Source organism: Paenibacillus sp. P22 (genome assembly GCF_000469945.2).
Lineage (GTDB): Bacteria > Bacillota > Bacilli > Paenibacillales > Paenibacillaceae > Paenibacillus_O > Paenibacillus_O humicus.
Window position 1 is genome coordinate 1 of record NZ_CBRA020000137.1, and the last position, 20,702, is coordinate 20,702.

The 20,702-nt window shown below is 61.0% G+C and carries 18 protein-coding genes and 1 pseudogene; 8 read left to right on the forward strand and 11 right to left on the reverse strand.

The window, feature by feature from the left end:
- The coding region (locus BN871_RS18285) for a DUF58 domain-containing protein (RefSeq protein WP_048748257.1) at positions 1-1,247 on the forward strand (1,247 nt) is incomplete at its 5' end.
- On the opposite strand, the gene BN871_RS18290 is transcribed toward BN871_RS18285, so the two are convergent.
- The gene (locus tag BN871_RS18290; protein ID WP_048748258.1) at positions 1,207-2,181 is read right to left on the reverse strand and encodes a stage II sporulation protein M; all 975 of its coding nucleotides are present in this window, start codon (positions 2,179-2,181) and stop codon (positions 1,207-1,209) included. The two genes, BN871_RS18285 and BN871_RS18290, sit on opposite strands and share 41 nt — an antisense overlap.
- A 77-nt stretch (positions 2,182-2,258) precedes the next feature.
- Here BN871_RS18290 and BN871_RS18295 point away from each other — a divergent pair, with 77 nt between their 5' ends.
- Both BN871_RS18295 and BN871_RS18300 read left to right on the forward strand, forming a co-directional pair.
- A complete protein-coding gene (locus tag BN871_RS18295; protein ID WP_048748259.1) occupies positions 2,259-3,065 on the forward strand; it encodes an RDD family protein in 807 nt (268 codons plus the stop codon).
- A 480-nt stretch (positions 3,066-3,545) separates the two neighbouring features.
- Positions 3,546-4,400, forward strand: a complete 855-nt coding sequence (locus BN871_RS18300; RefSeq protein WP_048748260.1) for a transglutaminase domain-containing protein — start codon at positions 3,546-3,548, stop codon at positions 4,398-4,400.
- A 179-nt stretch (positions 4,401-4,579) separates the two neighbouring features.
- Here BN871_RS18300 and BN871_RS29740 read toward each other — a convergent pair whose 3' ends face one another.
- Both BN871_RS29740 and BN871_RS18310 read right to left on the reverse strand, forming a co-directional pair.
- Complete coding sequence (locus BN871_RS29740) at positions 4,580-4,708, reverse strand: hypothetical protein (protein WP_269745439.1); 129 nt, start codon at positions 4,706-4,708, stop codon at positions 4,580-4,582.
- Positions 4,709-5,090: 382 nt separating this feature from the next.
- Entirely contained in the window at positions 5,091-5,750 is a 660-nt protein-coding gene (locus BN871_RS18310; RefSeq protein WP_048748262.1) for a transcriptional regulator, read from the reverse strand.
- A gap of 242 nt (positions 5,751-5,992) precedes the next feature.
- Between BN871_RS18310 and BN871_RS27865 the strand changes: the two genes are divergently transcribed.
- A complete protein-coding gene (locus tag BN871_RS27865; RefSeq protein ID WP_021879441.1) occupies positions 5,993-6,163 on the forward strand; it encodes a hypothetical protein in 171 nt (56 codons plus the stop codon).
- A gap of 47 nt (positions 6,164-6,210) precedes the next feature.
- Complete coding sequence (locus tag BN871_RS18315) at positions 6,211-6,723, forward strand: hypothetical protein (RefSeq protein WP_157060331.1); 513 nt, start codon at positions 6,211-6,213, stop codon at positions 6,721-6,723.
- A 59-nt stretch (positions 6,724-6,782) separates the two neighbouring features.
- On the opposite strand, the gene BN871_RS18320 is transcribed toward BN871_RS18315, so the two are convergent.
- The 7 genes from BN871_RS18320 to BN871_RS18350 all read right to left on the reverse strand — a co-directional run bounded on the left by BN871_RS18320 (position 6,783) and on the right by BN871_RS18350 (position 15,588).
- Entirely contained in the window at positions 6,783-8,543 is a 1,761-nt protein-coding gene (locus BN871_RS18320) for a glycoside hydrolase family 2 protein (protein WP_048748264.1), read from the reverse strand.
- 47 nt (positions 8,544-8,590) lie between these two features.
- Positions 8,591-9,379, reverse strand: a complete 789-nt coding sequence (locus tag BN871_RS18325; RefSeq protein ID WP_048748265.1) for a hypothetical protein — start codon at positions 9,377-9,379, stop codon at positions 8,591-8,593.
- A complete protein-coding gene (locus tag BN871_RS18330) occupies positions 9,273-10,946 on the reverse strand; it encodes a glycoside hydrolase family 43 protein (protein ID WP_053087011.1) in 1,674 nt (557 codons plus the stop codon). The genes BN871_RS18325 and BN871_RS18330 overlap by 107 nt, the downstream gene beginning before the upstream one ends.
- A gap of 111 nt (positions 10,947-11,057) precedes the next feature.
- The gene (locus BN871_RS18335; protein ID WP_021879436.1) at positions 11,058-11,897 is read right to left on the reverse strand and encodes a carbohydrate ABC transporter permease; all 840 of its coding nucleotides are present in this window, start codon (positions 11,895-11,897) and stop codon (positions 11,058-11,060) included.
- A gap of 25 nt (positions 11,898-11,922) precedes the next feature.
- The gene (locus BN871_RS18340) at positions 11,923-12,804 is read right to left on the reverse strand and encodes a carbohydrate ABC transporter permease (protein WP_048748266.1); all 882 of its coding nucleotides are present in this window, start codon (positions 12,802-12,804) and stop codon (positions 11,923-11,925) included.
- A 182-nt stretch (positions 12,805-12,986) separates the two neighbouring features.
- Positions 12,987-14,369: a sugar ABC transporter substrate-binding protein gene (locus BN871_RS18345; protein WP_048748267.1), complete on the reverse strand. Its 1,383-nt coding sequence runs from the start codon at positions 14,367-14,369 to the stop codon at positions 12,987-12,989.
- A 295-nt stretch (positions 14,370-14,664) separates the two neighbouring features.
- On the reverse strand, positions 14,665-15,588 hold the full coding sequence (locus tag BN871_RS18350; protein WP_048748268.1) for a transcriptional regulator: 924 nt from the start codon (positions 15,586-15,588) through the stop codon (positions 14,665-14,667).
- 272 nt (positions 15,589-15,860) lie between these two features.
- On the opposite strand from BN871_RS18350, the gene BN871_RS18355 reads away from it, so the two are divergent.
- Complete coding sequence (locus BN871_RS18355) at positions 15,861-18,350, forward strand: family 43 glycosylhydrolase (protein ID WP_048748269.1); 2,490 nt, start codon at positions 15,861-15,863, stop codon at positions 18,348-18,350.
- A 223-nt stretch (positions 18,351-18,573) separates the two neighbouring features.
- Here BN871_RS18355 and BN871_RS18360 read toward each other — a convergent pair whose 3' ends face one another.
- Positions 18,574-19,503 carry an aldo/keto reductase gene (locus BN871_RS18360; RefSeq protein ID WP_048748270.1) on the reverse strand — a complete coding sequence of 310 codons (930 nt, stop codon included), beginning with the start codon at positions 19,501-19,503 and terminating at the stop codon, positions 18,574-18,576.
- Positions 19,504-19,712: 209 nt separating this feature from the next.
- Here BN871_RS18360 and BN871_RS18365 point away from each other — a divergent pair, with 209 nt between their 5' ends.
- Positions 19,713-20,297 (forward strand): TetR/AcrR family transcriptional regulator, encoded by a 585-nt coding sequence (locus BN871_RS18365; protein ID WP_048748271.1) that lies wholly within the window; start codon positions 19,713-19,715, stop codon positions 20,295-20,297.
- Between the two features lie 212 nt (positions 20,298-20,509).
- Positions 20,510-20,702 (forward strand): annotated as a pseudogene (locus BN871_RS28545) (hypothetical protein); the annotation flags it as partial.

The following is a 20,702-nucleotide window of genomic DNA, read 5'->3' on the forward strand; positions in this document are numbered from 1 at the left end:
CTGCCGCAGCCGCGGGAGCATCGCCGTGGCCTCTTTTCATTCTGTGGTGGGGGCTGCTTGCCGCCGCCAGCATCTGCGATCTGCTCCTGCTTCCGCGCCGAGGCGACTGGAGCGTGAAGCGGCAGCTGCCGGAGAGCGCCGAGATCCGCAAGGAATTCGAAGTCAGGCTTGACATCCGCTGCCGCTCGAAGCAAGCCGTGAGGGTAACACTGGCGGATGATCTGCCTTTGACCTTCCGCTCGGAGCCTGCTTTCCCCGGGGGGAGGATTCAGGGCAGCGGACGCTTCCATGTCGCGATGGCGGCCTCCGAGCGCGGCCGCTACCGGCTTGGAAGCATCGATCTGCGCTGGAGCGGAGGCCTTGGCCTGTGGGAGAGGCAGACGCAGCTCTCCGAGGAGAGCGGAATCCGGATCGATCCGGATCTGTCCGGCGTGCGGGACGTGCTGAATTCCGCCCAGGACTCGCTCCTCATCGACGGGCAGCGCATTTACAAGAGGCAGCGGGGAGGCACGGAGTTCGACTCCATCCGCGAGTACGCCTTCGGGGACGACATCCGTGAAGTGAACTGGAGAGCGACGGCGCGGGCGGGCAAGCTGCTGACCAATGTATATCGCCCGGAGAAGGGCAAGACGGTCGCGATCCTGCTCGACTGCGGTCGCCAAATGGGCGTTGAGCTGGACCATCAGGTCAAGCTCGACCGCACGCTGGAAGCGGCTCTTGCCGTAGCCGCGGCAGCCTTGAAGCAGGACGATCAGGTCGCCCTCATCGCTTATTCGAGCCGGGTGAAGCTCTATCTGCCGCCCGGGCGGGGACTGGCCCATCTTCAGGCGATGACGAAGGCGGTCAGCGATCTGCGCAGCGACTACGAGGAGTCGGGCGCAGGCGTCGGACTCGGCTATCTGCTGCGCAGGCTGCGGCGCCGCTCGTTCGCCGTGCTGTTCTCCGACATGGATCATTACCGCCATGACCCCGAGCTGCTGCCTTATGCGGCCAGGACCAAGCGGAGCCACCATCTGCTGCTGCTGTCCATCCGCAATCCTGTGCTGCATGAACTTGAAAAAGCCCGCCCGGAGGATGTCCAGGGGGCTTATGTCCAGTCGATCGCGGCCAAGGAGAACGGAGAGCGCCAGCTGCTGTCGCGCAAGCTGGCAGGCAGCGGCGTTCCGCTAATCGACGCGCCGGCCGACAGGCTGGCCGTGACCGCGGTCAACGCGTATTTGGAATCGCGGGAGCGGGGCGCATTCTAATCGTTCCGAGCACGTAGTACGCGGCCAGGACGGCCAGCGTGAGCAGCGCGACGGCGTATTTGATCCACAGCGGCATGTAGACCGGCGTGATGTAGCCTTCGATCAGGCCGGCGACGACGAAGAGCGGCACGGAGCCGATCAGCAGCAGGGCGGATTCCTTGGCCGCTTGCAGGAAGACGAGCTTGCGCGGAAGCTCGCCGGGCACGAAGAACCGGTACCCCATGTAGAGGCCGGCTCCGCCGGCGATGAAGATGGCGGTCAGCTCGATGATTCCATGCGGCAGGATGTAGGCCCAGAATGTGTAGCTGTAGCCTTCCCTGGCGAATACGGCGGCGAGAGCCCCGATCATGAGACCGTTGTAGACCATGAGGTAGACGGTGCCGATTCCAAGGGTGATGCCGCTCAGGAAAGCCATGACCGCGACGCGGATGTTGTTGGTCATGATCGTCGTGGACATGATCGGACTGTGCACGTCTCCGCGGTCGCTGTTCGTCTTGGAAGGATCGATGACATCGGACATGCCGGCCGGAAGGACGGAGTGGACGGCCATCGGATCCTGCCAGACCGACAAGTAGCCGAGCAGTCCGCCCAGCAGGAACAGCAGCGTCGCCGCTCCGATGAACCATCCCCGCTGCCGGACGAGATGGGGGAAGCCCGTCCGGAAGAAGCTGCCGAGACGGCTGTTTCCTTCCCCGGCTCCATGCATCGTGTTGTGGGCGCGGGAGACGAGATCGTTGAGGCTCGCCTCGGCTTCGCTGCCGGGAGCGTGAGTCTGCAGATAGGCCAGGTGGGACGATGCCGAGCGGTACAGCTCATGAAAGCGGTCCAGCTGCCCGGCCGGCGCCCGCTTGCCGCGTCCCCCCAGCAGCGTAAGAAGGCCGTCGAGCTCGGACCACTGGCTTTTGTTGCGGCGGATGAAGGCTGTTATTTCCATCAAGGTTCTCCTTAAGTTCCCATATTGTTTTTCTATTCTATCATGACATTACTATTCGCAGAAGGCGGTGAATCTCCTTGCATGACTTGCCTGAAAAGGGGACGACCCTTCTGACGCCGGAGCAGGTCCGCCTGCAATACCGCACCGCCGGCATCGGCAGCCGGGCGCTGGCGCATCTGGTCGACGCGCTGCTCATGCTCGCAGCTGCGCTCCTCATTCTGCTCGGGTTCGCCGGGGCCATGTATCTGTTGTCCAAGACGTGGCTGCCGAGCAGCGGCTCCGATTATCTGGTCGCCATCATGATCATTCTGATGCTGGTCGTCGTCATCGGTTATTTCATCGGGATGGAAGCCTACAGGGGCGGCCAGACGGTCGGCAAAAAAGCGTTCGGCCTGCGGGTCGTAAACTCGCGCGGAGGCTCCGCATCGCTGCTCTCGGTCATCATCCGCAACCTGTTCCGGCTGATCGACCTGCTGCCGGTCGGCTACTTCGCGGGGGCAGTGGCCATGATGTTCAGCCCTTCCGACAAGCGCATCGGCGACATGGTCGCCGGCACGGTCGTCGTGCTGGAATCCGGCGCCGAGAACAAGAAGCGCCGCACCGGCGTCGAGCGCAAGCTGCTCCGCCTGCAGAAGACGACGGCGCTGCCGGAGCTCGCTCTCACGGAGGAGCAGCGCAAGCTGGTGACGCCGGAGGATTGGCAGCTGCTCCAGGGCTGGGCGGAGCGGCTGGAGCCTTCTCCGGAGCGGAGAATGATGGAGATGGAATACCGGATCTTCATCCACTTCACGGAGCGTCTGGGCCATCTGCGCACGCTGTACGCGGCTCCGGCAGCCTATCTGGCAGCCTTGTACATGGATTTGCGCGGGGATTGGGAGTTTTAGAGGGAAAGGCGGAAGTACCGGCCATCTGTCAGGCTGCCTCGTCATGCATATGCGGCGTGTTCATGGATGGAACGGGCGGTCTTCCACGAAAGAATCCTGCTCATACACTTGCAAGCATGCTGCCTGTTCACCTGCAGGCAGCCTGCTCGACCTGTCTATTCATCTGAAAGCGAATGCTCCATCTGTCTACTCATCTGGAAGCGAATGCTCCATCTGGGTCTACTCATCTGGAAGCGAATGCTCCATCTTTCTATTCACCTGCAAGCGAATGCTCCGCGGCAGCTCTTTTCGAGCTGTCCGCCGCTTGTTAAGCCTTTCAAGCAAGCCCGAACGGTATCGGAGCCCCGCCTCGCCGCCTGAGCCGCTCTTCCTCCGCAAGGAGCCGAGGAGCGGCTTTTGCTTGATTCATCATGACCCCGGAGCGTCTACATATACATAAATGAAGGTTTTGCAAAGCCTAGCTTCCGGGGAGGTCATCCGATGCGCCGACATGTTATCGTCAACTCGCTGCTAGCCGCATCCCTTGCTCTGTCCGTCTTCATGCTCGAAGGCAGGCTTGAGCCGCCGGTCCAGGCCGGTAGCGAGACCATCCAGCCGACCGCCGCGGCTGCGGCCGTCTCCTACAGCCCCCGCGCCAAGCTCGTGGATGAGCTGGCAGCAGGCTTCAAGGGGAGGAGCGCCGATTTCCAGACCTCCTACAGGGGCGACCATGCGGATCTGGTGAAGGCCATGCCGGATCTCGTCAAGCAGGCGCTTTTCCGGGACGATTATTCCGCCTATGTGCTTGAATCCTATTCCTATAAAATCCGCACGGTAGGCGACAATTCTTCCATCCGGGTGAAGGTCCGCTACCGGGAAACTCCGGAGCAGACAGCGGCGGTAAAGGAGAAATCCCGCCAGACGCTCAAGGAAATCATCCAGCCGGGCATGAACGAGGAAGAGAAACTCCGGGCCATCCATGACTGGATCGTGCGCCATGTCCGTTATGACGAGTCGCTGACCCGGTACACGGCTTACGACGCTGTCGTCAACGGAACAGCCGTCTGCCAAGGATACGCCCTGCTGATGTACCGCATGGCTGCCGACGCCGGCATCGAAGTCCGCATCGTCGAAGGCACCGTCGATTCCGGGGATCATGCCTGGAACCTGGTGCGGCTGGACGGAAGCTGGTACCATATCGACGCGACCTGGGACGATCCCGTTCCCGACCGGGGCAGCCAAGTCCGGCATACGTATTTCCTCCTGTCGGATGAGCAGATCCGCAAGGATCATTCATGGACCCGCGATTATCCTGCCGCCCGGCAGGCGTACAAGGGAACAGCTTCGCCATCCTAAGGCGAGGTTGGATCCTATCGGTATGGAACCAAGCATGCTGAAAGTGACCAGGAAGCAGCCGGCCCCCGTGAGAAGGGGAGGCTGCTTTTTTTGCGGGGATGATGCGGTTAGGTCCGCGGCAGCGGTGGAAAGGGCGAGGGAAAGGGAAAGGGCAGACGAACGGGGAGCCGCTATCCACTTTATCTAGGCGGATCTGGCGGCGATGGAGCAGCGAACAGTCCGCCGACCTCTTCCAAAGCAAGGATGGCGAGCGATGCGAATTCTTCCCGGCTCGTCCTGCGCCCTTCCTTGTTCCAGGCGTGCGACATGCCGTAGATGCCGCCTCCGCCATGGACGCGATATTGGCGTCCACGCGGGCGCTGCGGATGAGGATGAAGGGCGTCTGCGGCCCTTCATCGCCGAGCTCCCCGCCCGGCAGACAGCCGCGCTCCGGCGCTGCCTCGACAGCTTTCTCCGCCATATTTCCGCCATCCATCCGCTCCGGCGCTGCCTCGACAGCTTTCTCCGCCATATTTCCGCCATTCATCCGCTCCGGCGCCGCCTTCCTTTCGCCATCCAGCCGACCGTCGCCTGACCCTATCGGCCCCTCCGACGCTTCGATCACCGCCTGGGCGGCGGCCTCCTGCCCCGACCGTTCCTCCTCCCGCTCAGGAGCGCCTGCTTCCATTGCTTCCCGTTCCTTCTCGCCCATCAGCTCTGCTCCCCCTCCGCATCCGTCGCCTTGGCTTCCTCCAGATCGCTGTAAAGCGTGTACTTCGAGATGCCCAGATAGGCGCATACCTTCTCGCCCGCCTTCTTGATCAGAAACGCGCCTTTGCGGTCCAGCAGCGCGATGAACCGGATCCTCTCCTCGCGGCTCATGAGCGCAGGCGGCCTTCCGACGGCGTCCTCCGCCTCCTGGATCAGCGAATCCAGCAGATCGCCGACGTTGCTGACGAACGACTCCTGGACCGGCGGCAGCTCCTGCATGCCGACCAGCCCCTGCAGCGCCTTCTCGGCGGCGAGCAGCTCCGAGATGTCGAAGTTGATGCACAGGGCGCCGATCGCTGTTCCTGCGTCATTTTTCAAGTAGATCGAAGTCGATCTCAGCAGCCGTCCGTCCTTGGTCCGGGTGACGTAATTCTGCCGATGGCCGCCCTCCGACGTGCCTCTCATGACCTCGAGTCCGAGGTTCGTGCCGGGATCGCCGACCTTCCGTCCCGTCACATGGCCGTGCTCGATATGCACGATCGTGCTTTCATAAGGCTGCGACCAGTCGTGCACGACGACCTCGCAGCGCTCTCCGAACTGGGCCGCGATGCCCTGCGCCAGCTCCCGCAGCAGCGGCAGCGTTTGCGATACCGATTCCATTCCCACCGCTCCTCATGACCGCTTGAATTCTCTTTGCCTCCTATCCTACACCCGCTCCTTCTTCTCGGCAAACTTTTTTTCTGTTTTCTAACTTTTATTCATATCAAGATGGGCAACCAATTTGAAATTCAGCCGAGACGGATAAGCCGATCCCTCCCAACGGCCGCGTCCATTTCCCTCTGAGAACGCGGCGCCAGACCGGCGCCGCGGCGTCCGTCGACTGGGATCCGAAGCCAGGCCAGGTGCGGATCAAAATAAAGGAGGAGCTGCCGTCCTGCTGGAAGGAGCTCGTCTTCCGGATCGGCAAGCCGGGCCTTCTCAGCCCGCAAGGCGACATCATCGCGGACCCCGAGACTCCGGCGCCATTCCTGAGCAAGGGCATCACCCGTGCCGGTCGCCGCGATTGGGCATAAGCCCTTCCTATGCGGACGGAATGGTCCGGCTGAACTGGAGCAGCAAAATGATGGAGAAGCTGAAGCCGTCCTGGAGCACCGATTCTGCCGAGACGTCCTTCGCCGTCCTCTATGAGAAAGGCTTCTACTCTCCAGATGTCATGCAGCCGCTCGGAGCCGGCGGAGGCGGCGGATCGAGCGGAAATTCGGCGGACAAGGACATCAAGGTGGACGGACGCGTCTACGATCAACGCCTCCTTCGCCTTCAAGCTGCGCCCCGGCGCCAATCTGTTTACCGTTGGAGCCATTTCGGCCGGCAGCGTCCCCATCTCCGTCGGCCGGACCGTCTCCGATCCCGCCTCCATTCCAGTCTCTTATACGGAAGAAGGGACGCTGAATCTGTCGCTGCCGGAGCCTTCGCTGCCGGAGCCTTCCTCCGGTTACGTGAAGCCTTCGCCGCCAGCGTGACGCTGAAGGAGCCGGGCCAGTACCTGATCTCGGTCATCAGCCCGAATGATATTCCCGCCCCGGGCGGTGCGGCCGCCACGACCTGGGCAGAAGTAGTCGTAGAGGCCGAATAGAAAAGACAAAAACGGGATGAAGCCGAATTCTCGGCTTCATCCCGTTTTGGTTCCAAAATCTAGAAGGAATTGATTTCCCTGATCTTCTCCAGTGCAATCTTGGGCTTGCGGTCCTCCGTCAACAGGCCGTTGACCTCCTGCTGCACATCCGTGATCTGGGTGTAGCAGTAGCCCGAGATATATTCGGTCTGCTGGATAGCCTCGTGGATGCTGCGGAACCGATCCAGGAAGCTTTCCTCCGAGCCGACCTGATTGCCGTAGCCCCAGCCTTCCTCGGATTGGAAGGCGATGCCGCCGAACTCGCTGACGATGACCGGCTGCCCCTTGTAGGCGTAGCTGTCCGCAAATGCGTATTTCCAGTGGTTGAAGCTGCGCAGGTTGCCGGTGATCTCGTCCTTGCCCGCATACCGCCGGCGGAATTCCTCTCCGCTCTCGACATAGTCATGCAGCGTGAGGATATCGGAGACGGTATGCTCCCAGCCGTCGTTGGACACGACCGGGCGATTCGGATCGAAAGCCTTCGTCAGATGGTAGATCGCTTCCGTGAACTTCTGCTGCCGGACATCCTTGGCGATGTTCATGACGCCCCACGATTCATTGAACGGCACCCACGTAATGATGGACGGATGATTGTACTGCTGCCTGACGACCTCCATCCATTCCCGGGTGAACCTCTCCACCGCCCGGTCGTTGAATTCGAAGGTGGCGGCCATTTCCGACCATACGAGCACGCCCTTCACGTCGCACCAGTACAGGAAGCGGGCATCCTCCACCTTCATATGCTTCCGGACGCCGTTGTACCCCATTTCCAGCAGCTTGTCGATATCCTCGAGAATGGCTTCCTCCGAGGGCGGCGTCAGATGCGTATCCGGCCAGTAGCCTTGATCCAGAATCAGCTTCTGGTAGATGGGGGCATTGTTCAGCAGGATGCGGTCTTTCTCGATCGAGATTTTCCTCATGCCGAAATAGGCGTATACATGGTCGACCTCGGCGCCGTTTTTGTACAGAATAAACTCGACGTCATACAGATTCGGATGGGCCGGCGACCAGTGGCAATGCTTCCAGGGGCCGTTGGCTTCATGGACGAGGTCGACATCGAGCTGCAGCCATGGACGGTCGATCGCGAGGCTCACCCTTTTGACCGGCTTGCCTTTCAGGCTGACGAGCGTCTCCAGGGTGATATCGTCCGCCGCTCCGGCCCCCTGCACCTGGTATTCGAACCGGATCGACCGCGCATCCAGATCCGGCGTCATCTTGACGGCCTCTACATAGGACGGCTCCACATACTCCAGCCAGACCGTCTGCCAGATGCCGGTCGTCTGGACATAGAAGCACTCGAAGCTGTCCTTCACCCAGCGCTGCTTGCCGCGCGGCTGGGCCGCGTCGAGGCTGTCCTCCGCCTTCACCGTGATCACGTTGCTCTGCCCGTACTTCAGATAAGGGGCGATGTCGAAATGGAACTCTGCGTAACCGCCTTGATGGCTTCCCGCATAACTTCCGTTGATCCACAGCTTGGCCTTGTAATCCACCGCCTGGAAGTGGAGAAGGGCAAGCTTGCCCTCCGCCTCGGCCGGAACGTCCAGCTCGCGGCTGTACCAGACATAGGCATGATGGGACTCGTCGCCGATGCCGCTCGCCTTGGTCTCATAGGTGAACGGGACTTCAATCGTCCGATCTCCGCCGAACCGCTCCGGCCAGCCCAGCCGCTCTCCTTCGTTGCCGTCGTCGAAGCCGAACTGCCAGGCTCCGTTCAGATTGATCCAGTTGTCCCGCACGAACTGCGGCCTCGGGTAGTCCTTGATGTATCTTTTCGTTGTCATTGTCTTCTCTCCCGTTCCATTAACGCGCCTGGTCGCAGCGTTCTCTGTCATTCATGGCGGACCGGCCGCACTTCAAGACCGGATAGGATCCAGTCCCGGGACGAGGAGCGAAAGCCGATTCTTCCTTGCAGGATCGCATCGGGGTCCAGCACATCCAGAAGCGGCTCCCCGTCTTCCCGAAATACCCGGATCCGGCTGCCCTCCAGCTTCACGGATACGTTGGACGGCTGGCCGGGCCGCAGCTCCAGCAAGGCCGAATCGAGCTCTTCCTTCCTCTCGTACACGATCTTCTCGAGGATGATCCTGCCGCTGCGGAACAGAAGCTGATACCCGATGAACGAGTCCGCCACCTGAGCCGGGTAGTCCGATTCCCGGCTCGTCCGCAGCAGCACAGCCGCTTCTCCGGCATCCTCCCCGTCCGCCTGAAGGCGGAAATCGAGCTCGTAGTCGCCCCACCGGACGTCGCCCGCGAGCAGCTTGCTGTCGCGGCCGGCTTCCGCGATCCGGCTGCCGGCCTCGCTTTGCTCCCAGCTGCCGAACAGCTCCTGCTTCTCCAGCTCGGCCTGCGCCGAGCCGTCTACCTCCGCCGATTCCAGCAGCTCGATATAACGGAGGCGGGAAACCCCGGAAGACGTCTGCTTGACGGTCAGCCACTGCAATCCGCCCTTCAGCTCCAGCTCTCCGAGCGGCACCTTCGTCCAGTCCGACTCCGAGGCGAACAGGGCGGCATCAAGCTCCGCCTTGAGCTTCCGGCCCGAGGCCTCCACCTCCAGCACGGCTCCTTCCGAGCCGAGCTCCGCCATGACGGCGATCCGGTAGCGGCCGTCCTTCTTCACCTGAACGGGAAAGGCCAGCTCCCCCGTTCCTCCCCAGCTCCGCGGCCAGACTCCCGTCCGGCGTGCCGGCCGCGCCGGCCTTGATCGGAGAGGAAGGATTGCCGGAAGCATGGGCTGCCTCCAGCGTCCCGGGCACAGGCTTGACGGCGCTTCGGTCGCTGCTGCCTCCGGCTTCATTGGAAAAGGCGGTATAGGCAAGCTGCGGCCGAGCGCCTTGCGGCCATCGGTAGCCGATCTTTCCGGGCTGTCCCGTCCACGCCTTCACGTCGGCAAGCAGCAGGCCGTCCCAATAAATTCTCGTCCCGTCGCCATCGGATTCGGCACGCAACGCGTGGAGGACGTTCAGTTCCGTCCCCTGAGGCAGATCGGCCGAGAAGACAGTCTTTTCCGCCCCGCCCGCCTGCTCCGCCATGACCAGCTTTTTCTGCCGGCCGTCTACACGCAGGACTCGGCTGTTGCGTTCGTCCCGGTAGGAGAGCAGCACTTCCAGAGCCGCCTCGCCGCCCGCTTCAATCTCCTTGCCGTCCGGCTGGACGACGGCATTGAACTCGGCCGTATAGCGTGTGTCGGTGCTCAGCTTGCTCACCCAGGCATGGCCGCCGGAAGCAGGCATGGCGGCCTGTTCCCACTTCCCGGGCGAGGGAGCCGAGCCCGGCCGGTCATGGAAAATCGGCAGCCTGGGCGCTTCCGTCGGAATGCCCCAGGTCGGGCCCAGCACGCCCATCTTGTCGCCGCTGAAGGCGAGCCGGTCCATATTGAGATGGCGGACGGGAGGCCCTTCAGCCGATTTTCCTTCCAGATTGTGATAGAAGATATAGTAGGAATCGAGATCGGGTCCGAGCACGGTGGAGCTGTGGCCGAGGCCGTTGAACCCTTCCTCCGTGGAGATCAGGATCGGATTGTTGTCCGGAATCCGGTACGGACCTGCCGGCGATTCGTCGGAGACGGCGTAGTTGACGCGGTAGCCGCGGCTGAACACATGGTTGCCCGTGTAGGTCATGTAATACTTGCCCCCGCGCTTGATGATCATCGATCCTTCGGTCCAGTGGCCGAGCGAGGCGCCAAGCTTCTCTCCCGGGCCGATCGTATAAGGGTCGCTCATCGGCGCGGCCATGATGCCGCCGAATTCGGCATGCGTGAACGTCCAGCTGCCGTCGTCGTCGATGAACACCGAGCCGTCGATCGTGAGGCCCAGATTGTCGGTCTGCGCGAGGAACGGTCCGGTCGGCTTCTCGCTGCGCAGGACGTAATGCCCCTTGCCGGCCGGAGAGGTATACATATAGAACGATCCGTTCCAGTAGACGACCTCGGGAGCGTACGCCCCTTCCGTGACCGGCTCCTCGGCGACCAGTCCCTCATAGGTCCAATCCGTCAGATTGGCGGAGCTCCAGGCTTTCACGCCGATCCGTCCGTCCTTCGTGCTGCAGTACAGGTAATACTGTCCGTCATGCCGCAGAACATAAGGATCGCCGATGCCGTAATCCTCCCATTCCTGCGGGAGCGTCATCGGATTTTGATAGGAAGTCCCCATCTGCACCGTGGTGCGCGCGGCCGGATTCATATCCATTTCTCCCCTTCCCCAAAGGATGGCTGCCGCTCCTGCCGCACATGCCATGCCGCCAAGGAGCAGCAGAAGCCGATTCCTTCTTTTGATTTCTGACGGTTCCATCCCCGCGGCTCAGCCTTTGATTCCGCTGATCGCGAGCGATTCGATGAAGTAGCGCTGGGCCATGAAGAACACGATGATGACAGGCACGAGCGCGATGAGCGAAGCGGCCATGAGCGAGGGATAATTGGATGTGGAGATATAATTCGACTGCATGCTGGCAATGAGCACCTGAATCGTCTGCCTCTCCGGCGTATGCAGGTAGATGAGCGGTCCCATGAAATCGTTCCAGATGCCCATGAAGCCGAGAGCCGCTTGAGCCGCGATCGCCGGCTTGGCGATGGGCAGCGCGACGGTGGCGAACGTGCGGAAATAGCCGCAGCCGTCGATTTTGGCGGCGTCGATCAGATCGTTCGGGATGGAGCCCTGCATGAATTGCCGGAAGAAAAAGATCGTCACGATATTCCCGAACAGCCCCGGAACGATGAGCGGCAGCAGCGTATCCACCCAGCCCAGCTCGGAGAATCCGATGTACTGGGGAATCATGACGACCGAATAGGGAATCATCATCGTTCCGAGCAGGGCGAGAAAGATTCCCTCCTTGAACGGAAAATGGAATTTGGCAAAGGAATAAGCCGCCATGGAGGCGACGAACAATCCGACCGACAGCACCGCGACCACGACGATGGCGCTGTTCAGGAAGCCGTGCAGCAGCGGAGCTTTGGACCATACATCCGTATAGTTGCTCCATGTCGACGGCTTCGGAATCCATTGGGGCGGAACGTCGAATACATGCTGCTGGGTCTTGAGCGAGGTCGACAGCGTCCACGCCAGCGGCCCGAGCATGACGATCGAGCCGGCCAGCAGCAGCACATAGATCAAGCTGTTCATCAGACGTCTTTCTCTGGCCATAGTCTACTCCTCCTGTAAGGAACGCTTAGTCCTGGTAGACCCAACGCTTGGAGAAGCGGAATTGGATCAAGGTCAGAATGAAGATGATGACTCCCAGCACCCAGGCGACCGAGCTGGCGAAGCCCATATTGAAGTATTTGAACGCTTCCTGGAAAATGTAGTACACGATCGTCGCGCCGCTGTACTCCGGCCCGCCGTCCGCTGCGAGAATATACATCTGGCTGAACGACTGGAACGTGCCGATGACGCCCATCACCACGACGAAGAAATGGATCGGGGACAGCAGCGGCAGCGTGATATAGCGGAATTGATGCCACCGCTTCGCGCCATCGACTTCCGCCGCCTCGTAGTAGCTGGAGGATATCCCCTGCAGTCCGGCCAGATAGAGAACCATCGTGCCGCCGACTCCTCCCCATAATCCCATCAGCAGGAACGACGGCTTGACCCAGTTCGGATCTCCCAGCCAGTTCGGACCCTGCACGCCGAAGATTTTCCAGATGAATTCGTTGATGATGCCGTAATCGTAGTTGAGCAGCCACTGCCAGAGCAGGGAGACCGCGATGATCGGCGAAATGACGGGGATATAATAGATCGTCCGGAAGAGGCTTACCCCCTTGAGCGGACGGTTCATCATGAGCGCCAACGCCATGGCCGCGATCATGCCCAGCGGAATTCCGAGCAGGAGATAAAACGTGTTGTACATGGATTTGTAGAATTTCTCGTCCTGGGCCAGCTTCCCGAAGTTGTCCAGGCCGATGAACTTCGCCGGAGACATCATATCCCAGGACATGAAGCTGAGGCCCAGCGAGCTTATGAGCGGCGCGAGCCCGAAGATGAGAAAGCCGAGAACCGGCGGCGTGACAAACAGCAGGGACCAAAGCATTTCTTTACGCCGATAGCCTGTCATTAACGTTCCTCCCCGGCACAAAAGCCGGAAGGGGAGGCGGCAAAAGCGCGAGGCCGCTGAAAAGGTTGGCGCCGCGTGCGCGGAACATTCTTCCGACCGCCGGTTGTTCCGAATGATTCCGCGCCGTTCGCCTGTTTTTCAGCGGCCTCCGTCTGAGCCGCTCTCCTTCCGAGCCAAGCCTGTTACTTGTTGTCTTCGTCGTAGATTTTCTGCAGCTTCGGCTGCTCTTCCTTGACGAACTCCGCTGCCGTCTTCTTGCCGGTCCACACCTGGCTGGCATCCTGCCAGAACGTGTCGATCCACTTCACGCTCTTGGAGTTCACCTCGATCGGAGGACGTCCGTAGTCTTCAATGATATCGAGGAATACTTGACGGCTCTGCGGCGCTTTGTCCATCTGGAGGAACTCGCCCTTGGCCATGTCGACGAGGTTCGGCACCGCCTGCCCGAGCTCGTAGTTCTGCTTCTGCGACTCCCGGTCGAGGCTCAGATAGGAAGCCAGCGCGAACGCATCCTCCGGATGCTTCGTCGATTTGGACACGACGAATCCGAGAGAGCCGAGCCAGGTCGCGGTTTTGCCCGTATTCGGGCTTGCCGGCCAGGCGGCGATATCCCATTTGAACGGAACGTTCCAGAAGCCGGGCTGATCCCAAGGACCCATCGGGAACATCGCCACTTTGCCCGCGACGAACCGGGCGTAGCCGTTTTGGGCTTTCTCGTCATCCGGGGATGGGCTGACCTTGTGGACGAGGCTGAGATCCGCCACGAACTGCATCGCCTGGGCGAATTCCGGCGTATCGATCGTCACCTTGCCGGTCTTGTAGTCGATCCAGTCCCCGCCGTTGGCCCATACCGCGGACTCCGTCGAATAGGCGGCGACTCCGAACGTGTCGATTTTTCCGCGCGCGTTGGCCGTCGTCAGCTTTTTGGCGTCGGCGATCATGTCGTCCCAGGTGTACTCTCCCGCCTTGGCGCTCGGGTAAGGCAGGCCGGCCTTGTCGAACAAATCCTTGTTGTAGGCAAGCGCCCACGGCCCTACATCCTTCGGCAGGCCGTACAGGCTGCCTTGGCCGACGGTCTTGCCGTCGTAGCGGTAACGGTCCAGCCCCTGCTTCCACACATTGTCCGGATCGATCGTTTGGTTGCCTTCTAGATAGGGGTCCATGTTCAGCAGCAGGCCGCTGCTGGCGAGCTTATTGAAGTGCGCGCCGCCGGCATAGAACACATCCGGCGTTTTCTTGGCGGCGATCAGGGTGTCGAGCTTCTGGTAATACTCGCCCGACGGAACGACGGTGTACTTCACTTTTTTATCCGGGTGTTCCTTCATGTAGGCATCGATCAGCTTCTGGAAGACGGCTTTCTCGCTGTCCCCCCCCCACCCCATGAACTCGATCTCGGACTTGGAGTCCGCCTTGGGACTTGCCGCTCCCGATGTCGGCGATGGAGACGAAGCTTCTCCGCTCGGAGCCGGCGCGCCGCCCCCGTTGCCGGAGCAGGCCGACAATCCCATTCCCGATACCAGCACAAGCGCAAGCGATACGGCGGACCATTTGCTTTTCAGAACCATGGATACGCTCCCCCTGACAATAGTGGCTTGAAACAAATAAGGACCAAACACCGGAGCCGCGGTTCCGTAAGGATCGGACGCCGATTGCAACGGGCCGGATCATACACTCCGAATATTTGTTTTGTTACAACTTATTTGTTTATATCGAGAATATAACGGTTTCAATCCCTTTATGTCAACGCTTTCTTTCCGTTTTTTTTGTTTTGAAGGATGACTTCTCTATCTCCATCCTAGGCGCGCCAACGGAAAAGGCCCGCAGTCCTTGACCGGACGGCGGGCCTTGCGGGGAACCATCTTAATCGTGCTGCAGCCTCATGACGATTCCTTGCGGATAATCGCCGAAGCCTTTGCCGAACAGATTCATTCCTCCCTGATGCTTCGCGTCGGGCCTCAGGCCGATGCGGAAGCTGATGTACGGCTTGTCCTGCAGGTCCAGGTCGTCCAGCGTGACGGATGAGCAGCGCTCGTTGTCGATCGTGCTGCGCCCCTCATCGACGCCCCATGTCTTGAGCAGGCCGTGCTGCGTGCTGTTGTCGTTCCACCAGGCCGGATTCAGCTTGCCCCGGTGGTCGCCGAAATCGCCCGGCGAAATCCAGGAGCCGATTTCCTTGCCGTTGATCCAGGCCGTAATTTCCGAAGGCCAATCGTTGTTGTAATTGGGCGCCTCCGAGCACAGCTCCAGGGAGAACTCCAGGGATGTGACCTTGGCTCCCTGCGGGAGCTTTTTGGGAAAGCGGTATTCGACCCAGCCCTTGCGCAGCCAGATGATCTCCGCCGAGCGGCTGTCCGGGTGATAGAAGTTGTCGGGATCGTCCTCGGCGAACAGCATGCCGGTGCTGCTCGCCATGCCGCAGGTAGGCTGGATGTCGAACTGGATGAAGTGCCCGATCGGCATCTCGACCTCGATGAGCTTGCTCGTGTTGTGATAGAACGCGATCGGATTCAGAATCATGCGCACATCGTCGAAGTTCCGGCTGCACACCTTCATGGCCCCTCGCGTAGCCGGCTGCAGCTCGGTGAGGATCAGCTCCGCCTCCTCCAGCACCTTCACGTTCGTCGCCGCCGTCGATACGGGAATATCCAGAGCTTCGGCAATCTCGATAATATTCACGTTCGGCTTGGACAGCAGCAGCCGGATGATTCCGATCCGGGTATGCGTGCTGAGCGCATGCGCCACCTTGACCAGCCGGTCGGGGTCTTCAATAGACAGCTCAAGCATGATCGAAACTCCTTTCCTGACATTCTTCCAATAATATAAGGCTTAATCCACTCATATGTCCAGTTTTATTGGAACAAACATTAAATATTGTTTTAATACATATATTTTAAAATTATATCTTCCGCATCGGTTCCGGTTTTGCTATACTCCGATCTGCAAGCGCTATCAAATCAAACGAGAGAAAGGAGGAGAAGTGAAGCCAAGCTCTCTGTTTCCATCCTTGTATAGCCGCGTTTCTCCCATCCGCACTTGCAAAGGAGATGAAGGTCCCGATGAAGAAATGGAAATCGTTTCTTGCCGCTGCCGCGGCTCTGCTCCTGCTCCCTTCCGCCGCCCATGCCTACAGCAATCCGTATGCCCTCGCTTCCTCCTGGAAGTGGGCCAATGGGGATTTTTACGGAGAAGGGGATCCTTACATCCTGAAATTCAACGGCGTCTATTACCTCTATGTCAGCACGGTCGATGACCAGATCGGCGTGAAGGTATGGTCCTCCACCGATCTCGCTTCGTGGACTTACCGCGGGCTGTGCGCCGCCGATCCGGTGACCAAGGCCGCCTATGCGCCCGAGGTCGTCTACTGGAACGGAATGTTCTACATGTACACTTCTCCGGGCGGCGGCGGGCATTACGTCCTGTCGAGCGGCAGTCCCGTCGGTCCGTTCACGCCGCAGACCGGCAATCTCGGCATGGGCATCGACGGCAGCGTCTTCATCGACGACGACGGGAAATGGTACTTTTATTCCACCGGCGCGGACCGGATCGATTCCCGTCCGATGACTTCGCCGACCGCCTTCGGAGCGGCGGGATCGACCGGCCTGTCGATGGCGGGATGGACGGAAGGCTCCACGACGTTCAAGCGCAACGGAAAGTATTTCATGACCTATACCGGCAACCATGTCTGGAGCACCGCCTACAGAGTCGATTACGCGTCCGGAACCTCTCCTCTCTCCGGCTTCGTGCCTGCCCGGAGCCAGAACCCGATCCTGATCTCCACGGAGGGCTCCAACGTCGGCCTCGGACACAACTCCATCGTGAAGGGTCCGGATCTGGATTCGGACTACATCGTGTACCATAGCCACGCTTCCCAAGGCAACGCCGTCTATCCGGGGCGCAAAATGAATCTGGACCGCATCGTCTGGAACGGAGACCGGATGTCCGTCCTCGGTCCGACGACGTCGAGCCAGCCGAATCCGGCCGCTCCTTCGTTCGAGGACCGCTTCGCTCGCACCGCGATCGGCTCCGGCTGGACCAATGTCGGCGGCGGAACCTGGGGCATCTACAACCAGGAGCTGATGTGGCAGGATACGATCGGGACGACGGCCTGGTACCGGCAAGTAACGGCGGCTTCGACAGCCGCCGATTACACGGCCGAGTTCCATGCCAAGCAGATGAAGATGGGAACGAGCTCCTCGCCGCTGTATGGAGCCGTATTCTCCTATGCGGATGAGAACAGCTACGGAACGGCCGTCCTGAACCGCAGGCTGAATCGTCTCGAAACCCATTTCGTGGTCGGCGGCGTCAGCCAGGGCTGGGAATATTCCTCCCTCCCTGCAGGCTACGACTATACCAAGTGGCATCAGATCCGGGTGGAGAAGAGCGGCCCGGCCTTTGCCGTCTACGTCGACGGCATGAAAAAGCAGTCCCGCACCGTGAACGGTCTGGGCGGCGGGAAAATCGGCTATGCGACTCAAGACGCCCATGCCGACTTCGGCTACACGGCGTTCAGCAACGACGTCGGGGGGAGCAGCGCCTGGAATGCGTACAAGCCGCTTCCAGGGACGATCGAAGCCGTCCACTACCGCAAAGGCGGGGAAGGGACCGGCTATCACGATCTGACGCCTGCCAATATCGGCGGCTCCTATCGCAGCGATGCGGTGGACATCCGCTCCTCCGCGGCGGAGGGCAAGGAGGTCGTCGGCTGGAACCAGACGGGGGAGTGGCTGCTCTACCGGGTCAATGTCGCGGAGAGCGGCACGTATGATATGACCGCGAGGCTGGCCACGACCTTTCCGAACGTCAGCTTCCGCGTCTGGGACGGGGCGGCGGATTTGACCGGAGTCGTGCAGGCGGCCGGAAGCGGCGGCTGGGAGAATTGGGTGAACGTCTCCAAGAAAGGCCTCTACCTGACCGCCGGCTATCATGAGCTCCGCTTCGAGACGGTCCAGGGCGAGTTCGACTTCAGCAGCCTGTCGTTCGAGAGGGGGCAGGCGCCCTCGCCGCTGGCCGACGACTTCAACGACGGCAACGACAACGGCTGGACGCGGTATGAAGGCGATTGGTCCGTCGTATCCGGCGAGCTGAGCGCGGCTGCCGGGGGTCCCGCCAAGACGGTCATCGGCTCCGGCCTTTGGTCCGATTACACGGTGGAGGCGGATGTGAAGCTGGTCGGGACGACCGGCGACGCCGGCCTGCTGGTCCGGGCGGCCAATCCGTCGAACGGCAAGGTGCTCGCGAACAATCCCGATTACATCCAGGCCTACTATGCGTTCATCAAGCCCGACGGAGTTTATTTAGGCAAAATGAATTACGGCTACCAAACGCTGGCCTCGGCGCCGGCCGCGCTCGCCGCAGGGGTCTGGCACCGGATGAAGGTGTCCGCCGAGGGGAACTCTATCCGCGTCTATGTGGACGATATGAATGCCCCCAGGCTGAGTTATGCCGACAACAGCGCCCTTCCGTTCCTGCATGGCAAGGCCGGCCTCCGCTCCATGAACAATGCCGCCCGGTTCGACAACTTCTCCGTCTACGCCAGCCCTAGCTGAACCAGGAAGGTTCAGGCTATAAAGCAAGCATCAAGCATTCATTCGAAAACCTCGGGCAAATAAGCAAGCCCTGCCGGACCGCGATCCAGCGCGGTCCGGCAGGGCTTTAGGGTCGTTCCTTCGCATGCGGGCCCGTCAAGACGACGGCGTCAGCGCATTTTCGTCATGCTCGCAGCGCCGCCTTGTTGGACATGGCCAGGATCAATTGAGCTTCGCTGCCGGTCTACCTGCCGTCATCCGGCACATCCTGCGGATGCGGCTCCGTGACGAGCTTCACCGCATCTGCGTTGCCCTGCACCTGCTCGGGATTTTTGCAGCCGGGAATGACGGAAGTCACCGCAGGATGGCGAAGGCACCAGGCGAGCGCCCAGGCAGCCATGCCGACGCCTTCCGGCACTTCCTCCTCCGCGATCCGGCGAACCTCCTCCAGCCGCTGCCTCACCTGCCCGGCGTCCTGGCGATGGCGCACATCCGTCTCGCCGAATTCCGTGCCGGGCTTGTACTTGCCGCTCAGGAAGCCGCTCGCCAGCGGCACCCGCGCCAGCACGCCGAGATCCTGCTCCAGGCAGGAAGGGAATACCCGCTCCTCCGGCTTGCGGTCGAGCCGGTTGTACACGACCTGGATCGCCTGCGAGCCGACCTTCGAGGAGGCGGCCGTCTGATGCAGGTTGTCGTTGCTGCCGATGGACGTGCCCAGATGCCGGATCTTGCCGGCCTGCACCTGCTTGTCCAGCGCCGTCCACAGCTCGTCGCTGTCGAAGGCGGCATCGGGACCGGAGTGGAATTGGTACAGATCCACATAGTCCGTCTGCAGAGCCTTCAGCGACGCATCCAGCTGACGCACGACATCTTCCCCGGAAAATACGTCCGTACGCTTGAACCGCTCATGGAAATGATGGCCGAACTTCGTCGCGATGATCCAGTCCTCGCGTCTCCGCCTGCCGATGTAGTTTCCGATGAAAGCTTCCGACAGATGGTCTCCGTAACATTCGGCCGTGTCGATCAGGTTGATGCCGAGCTCGGCGCCCTTGTCCAAAATCGCGTCGACCTCGCCCTGCGCGAAATCCATGCCCCATTCCCCGCCGAACTGCCAGGTGCCGATGCCGACGACCGACACGTTCAGCTCCGTTTTGCCTAAACGGCGATACTTCATGTCCATCCCTCCTTATCCACAGATTACCTCCTGGAGAGATGCCCAAGCAACTTTCCCGGCCTGGCTTCCGGAATCTAGCCTGTCGGCCCGATTCATGCCGGTGTCCGCCTGCTGGCAATACTACAAAACCAACATATCCGCTAGGAATAATTATTTTTTCATTGACTTCTGTACCGTCCGGTCCGTATAGTAACGGCAGGAGGTGCGCCATGGCCGCCGCTTCAAAACGAAACGCCATTCTCCGCATCGCCTGCAAGGTGGTGCGCGAGCAAGGAGCCTCCAAGCTGACCTTGGACGCCGTCGCCCGCGAGGCGGGCATCAGCAAGGGAGGCCTCCTGTACCACTTCCCCACCAAGGAAGCGCTCATCCAGGCGACGCTGGACGATTTCCTGGACCGCTTCGAAACCCAGACGGAGGCCAGGGCTGTGGAAGGCTGCGGATCCCATCCATGGACGCATGCCTATCTGACCCAGAGCTTCCAGACAAGCTCCGAAGACCTGGAGACGAGCGCCGCCGTTCTGGCAGCCGCTTCCGGCAACCCCGCCCTGCTGGCTCCCATGAGGGAAAGGTACGAGGCTTGGCAGAGCCGGATCGTCTCCGAAAGCCGCTCCCCCGCCTTGGCTACGATCGCCCGGCTGGCTGCGGACGGACTGTTCTTCTGCGAGCTGTTCCATCTCGCCCCGCTGGAGCCTCGGCTCCGCTCCGAAGTGCTCGACGCGCTGCTTGAACTGGCGGATGCACCGTCGTCATCACCGGCACGGCAACGGCAAGGAGTTCCAACCGAATATCCCTGATTCGATCCGACCAACGGAAGTATCAATCCTCGCAGCTGAGGGATTGATTTTTTTGCGTTTCAGCCTATCTCATCCTGCAATTCCATCGTGCCCGGCGCCTGATTTCTCCATGCGCCGGCGCCGGAAGCCGCTTCGCCGGGCGGACTTGTTCCCCGGCAGGCCGTCCGTCTAGCGCTTCGGCGCCCCATTCCTTGCAGAAAGGAGCATCTCTCATGGCCATAGCCCCATCCGCCGCGAACAAAAGGGAAGCAAGGCGCAGCCGCGCCGAGTCCCGCTTGCTGCCGGCAGCCGTCTCGGCCGGCTCCGTCCTGGCCGTCCTCCTGCTCTGGTGGCTGTCCGGACGCTTCGGCTGGGTCAGTCCGCTGTTTCTGCCGCCGCCCGCCGACGTCTGGGCCGCCTTCGCGG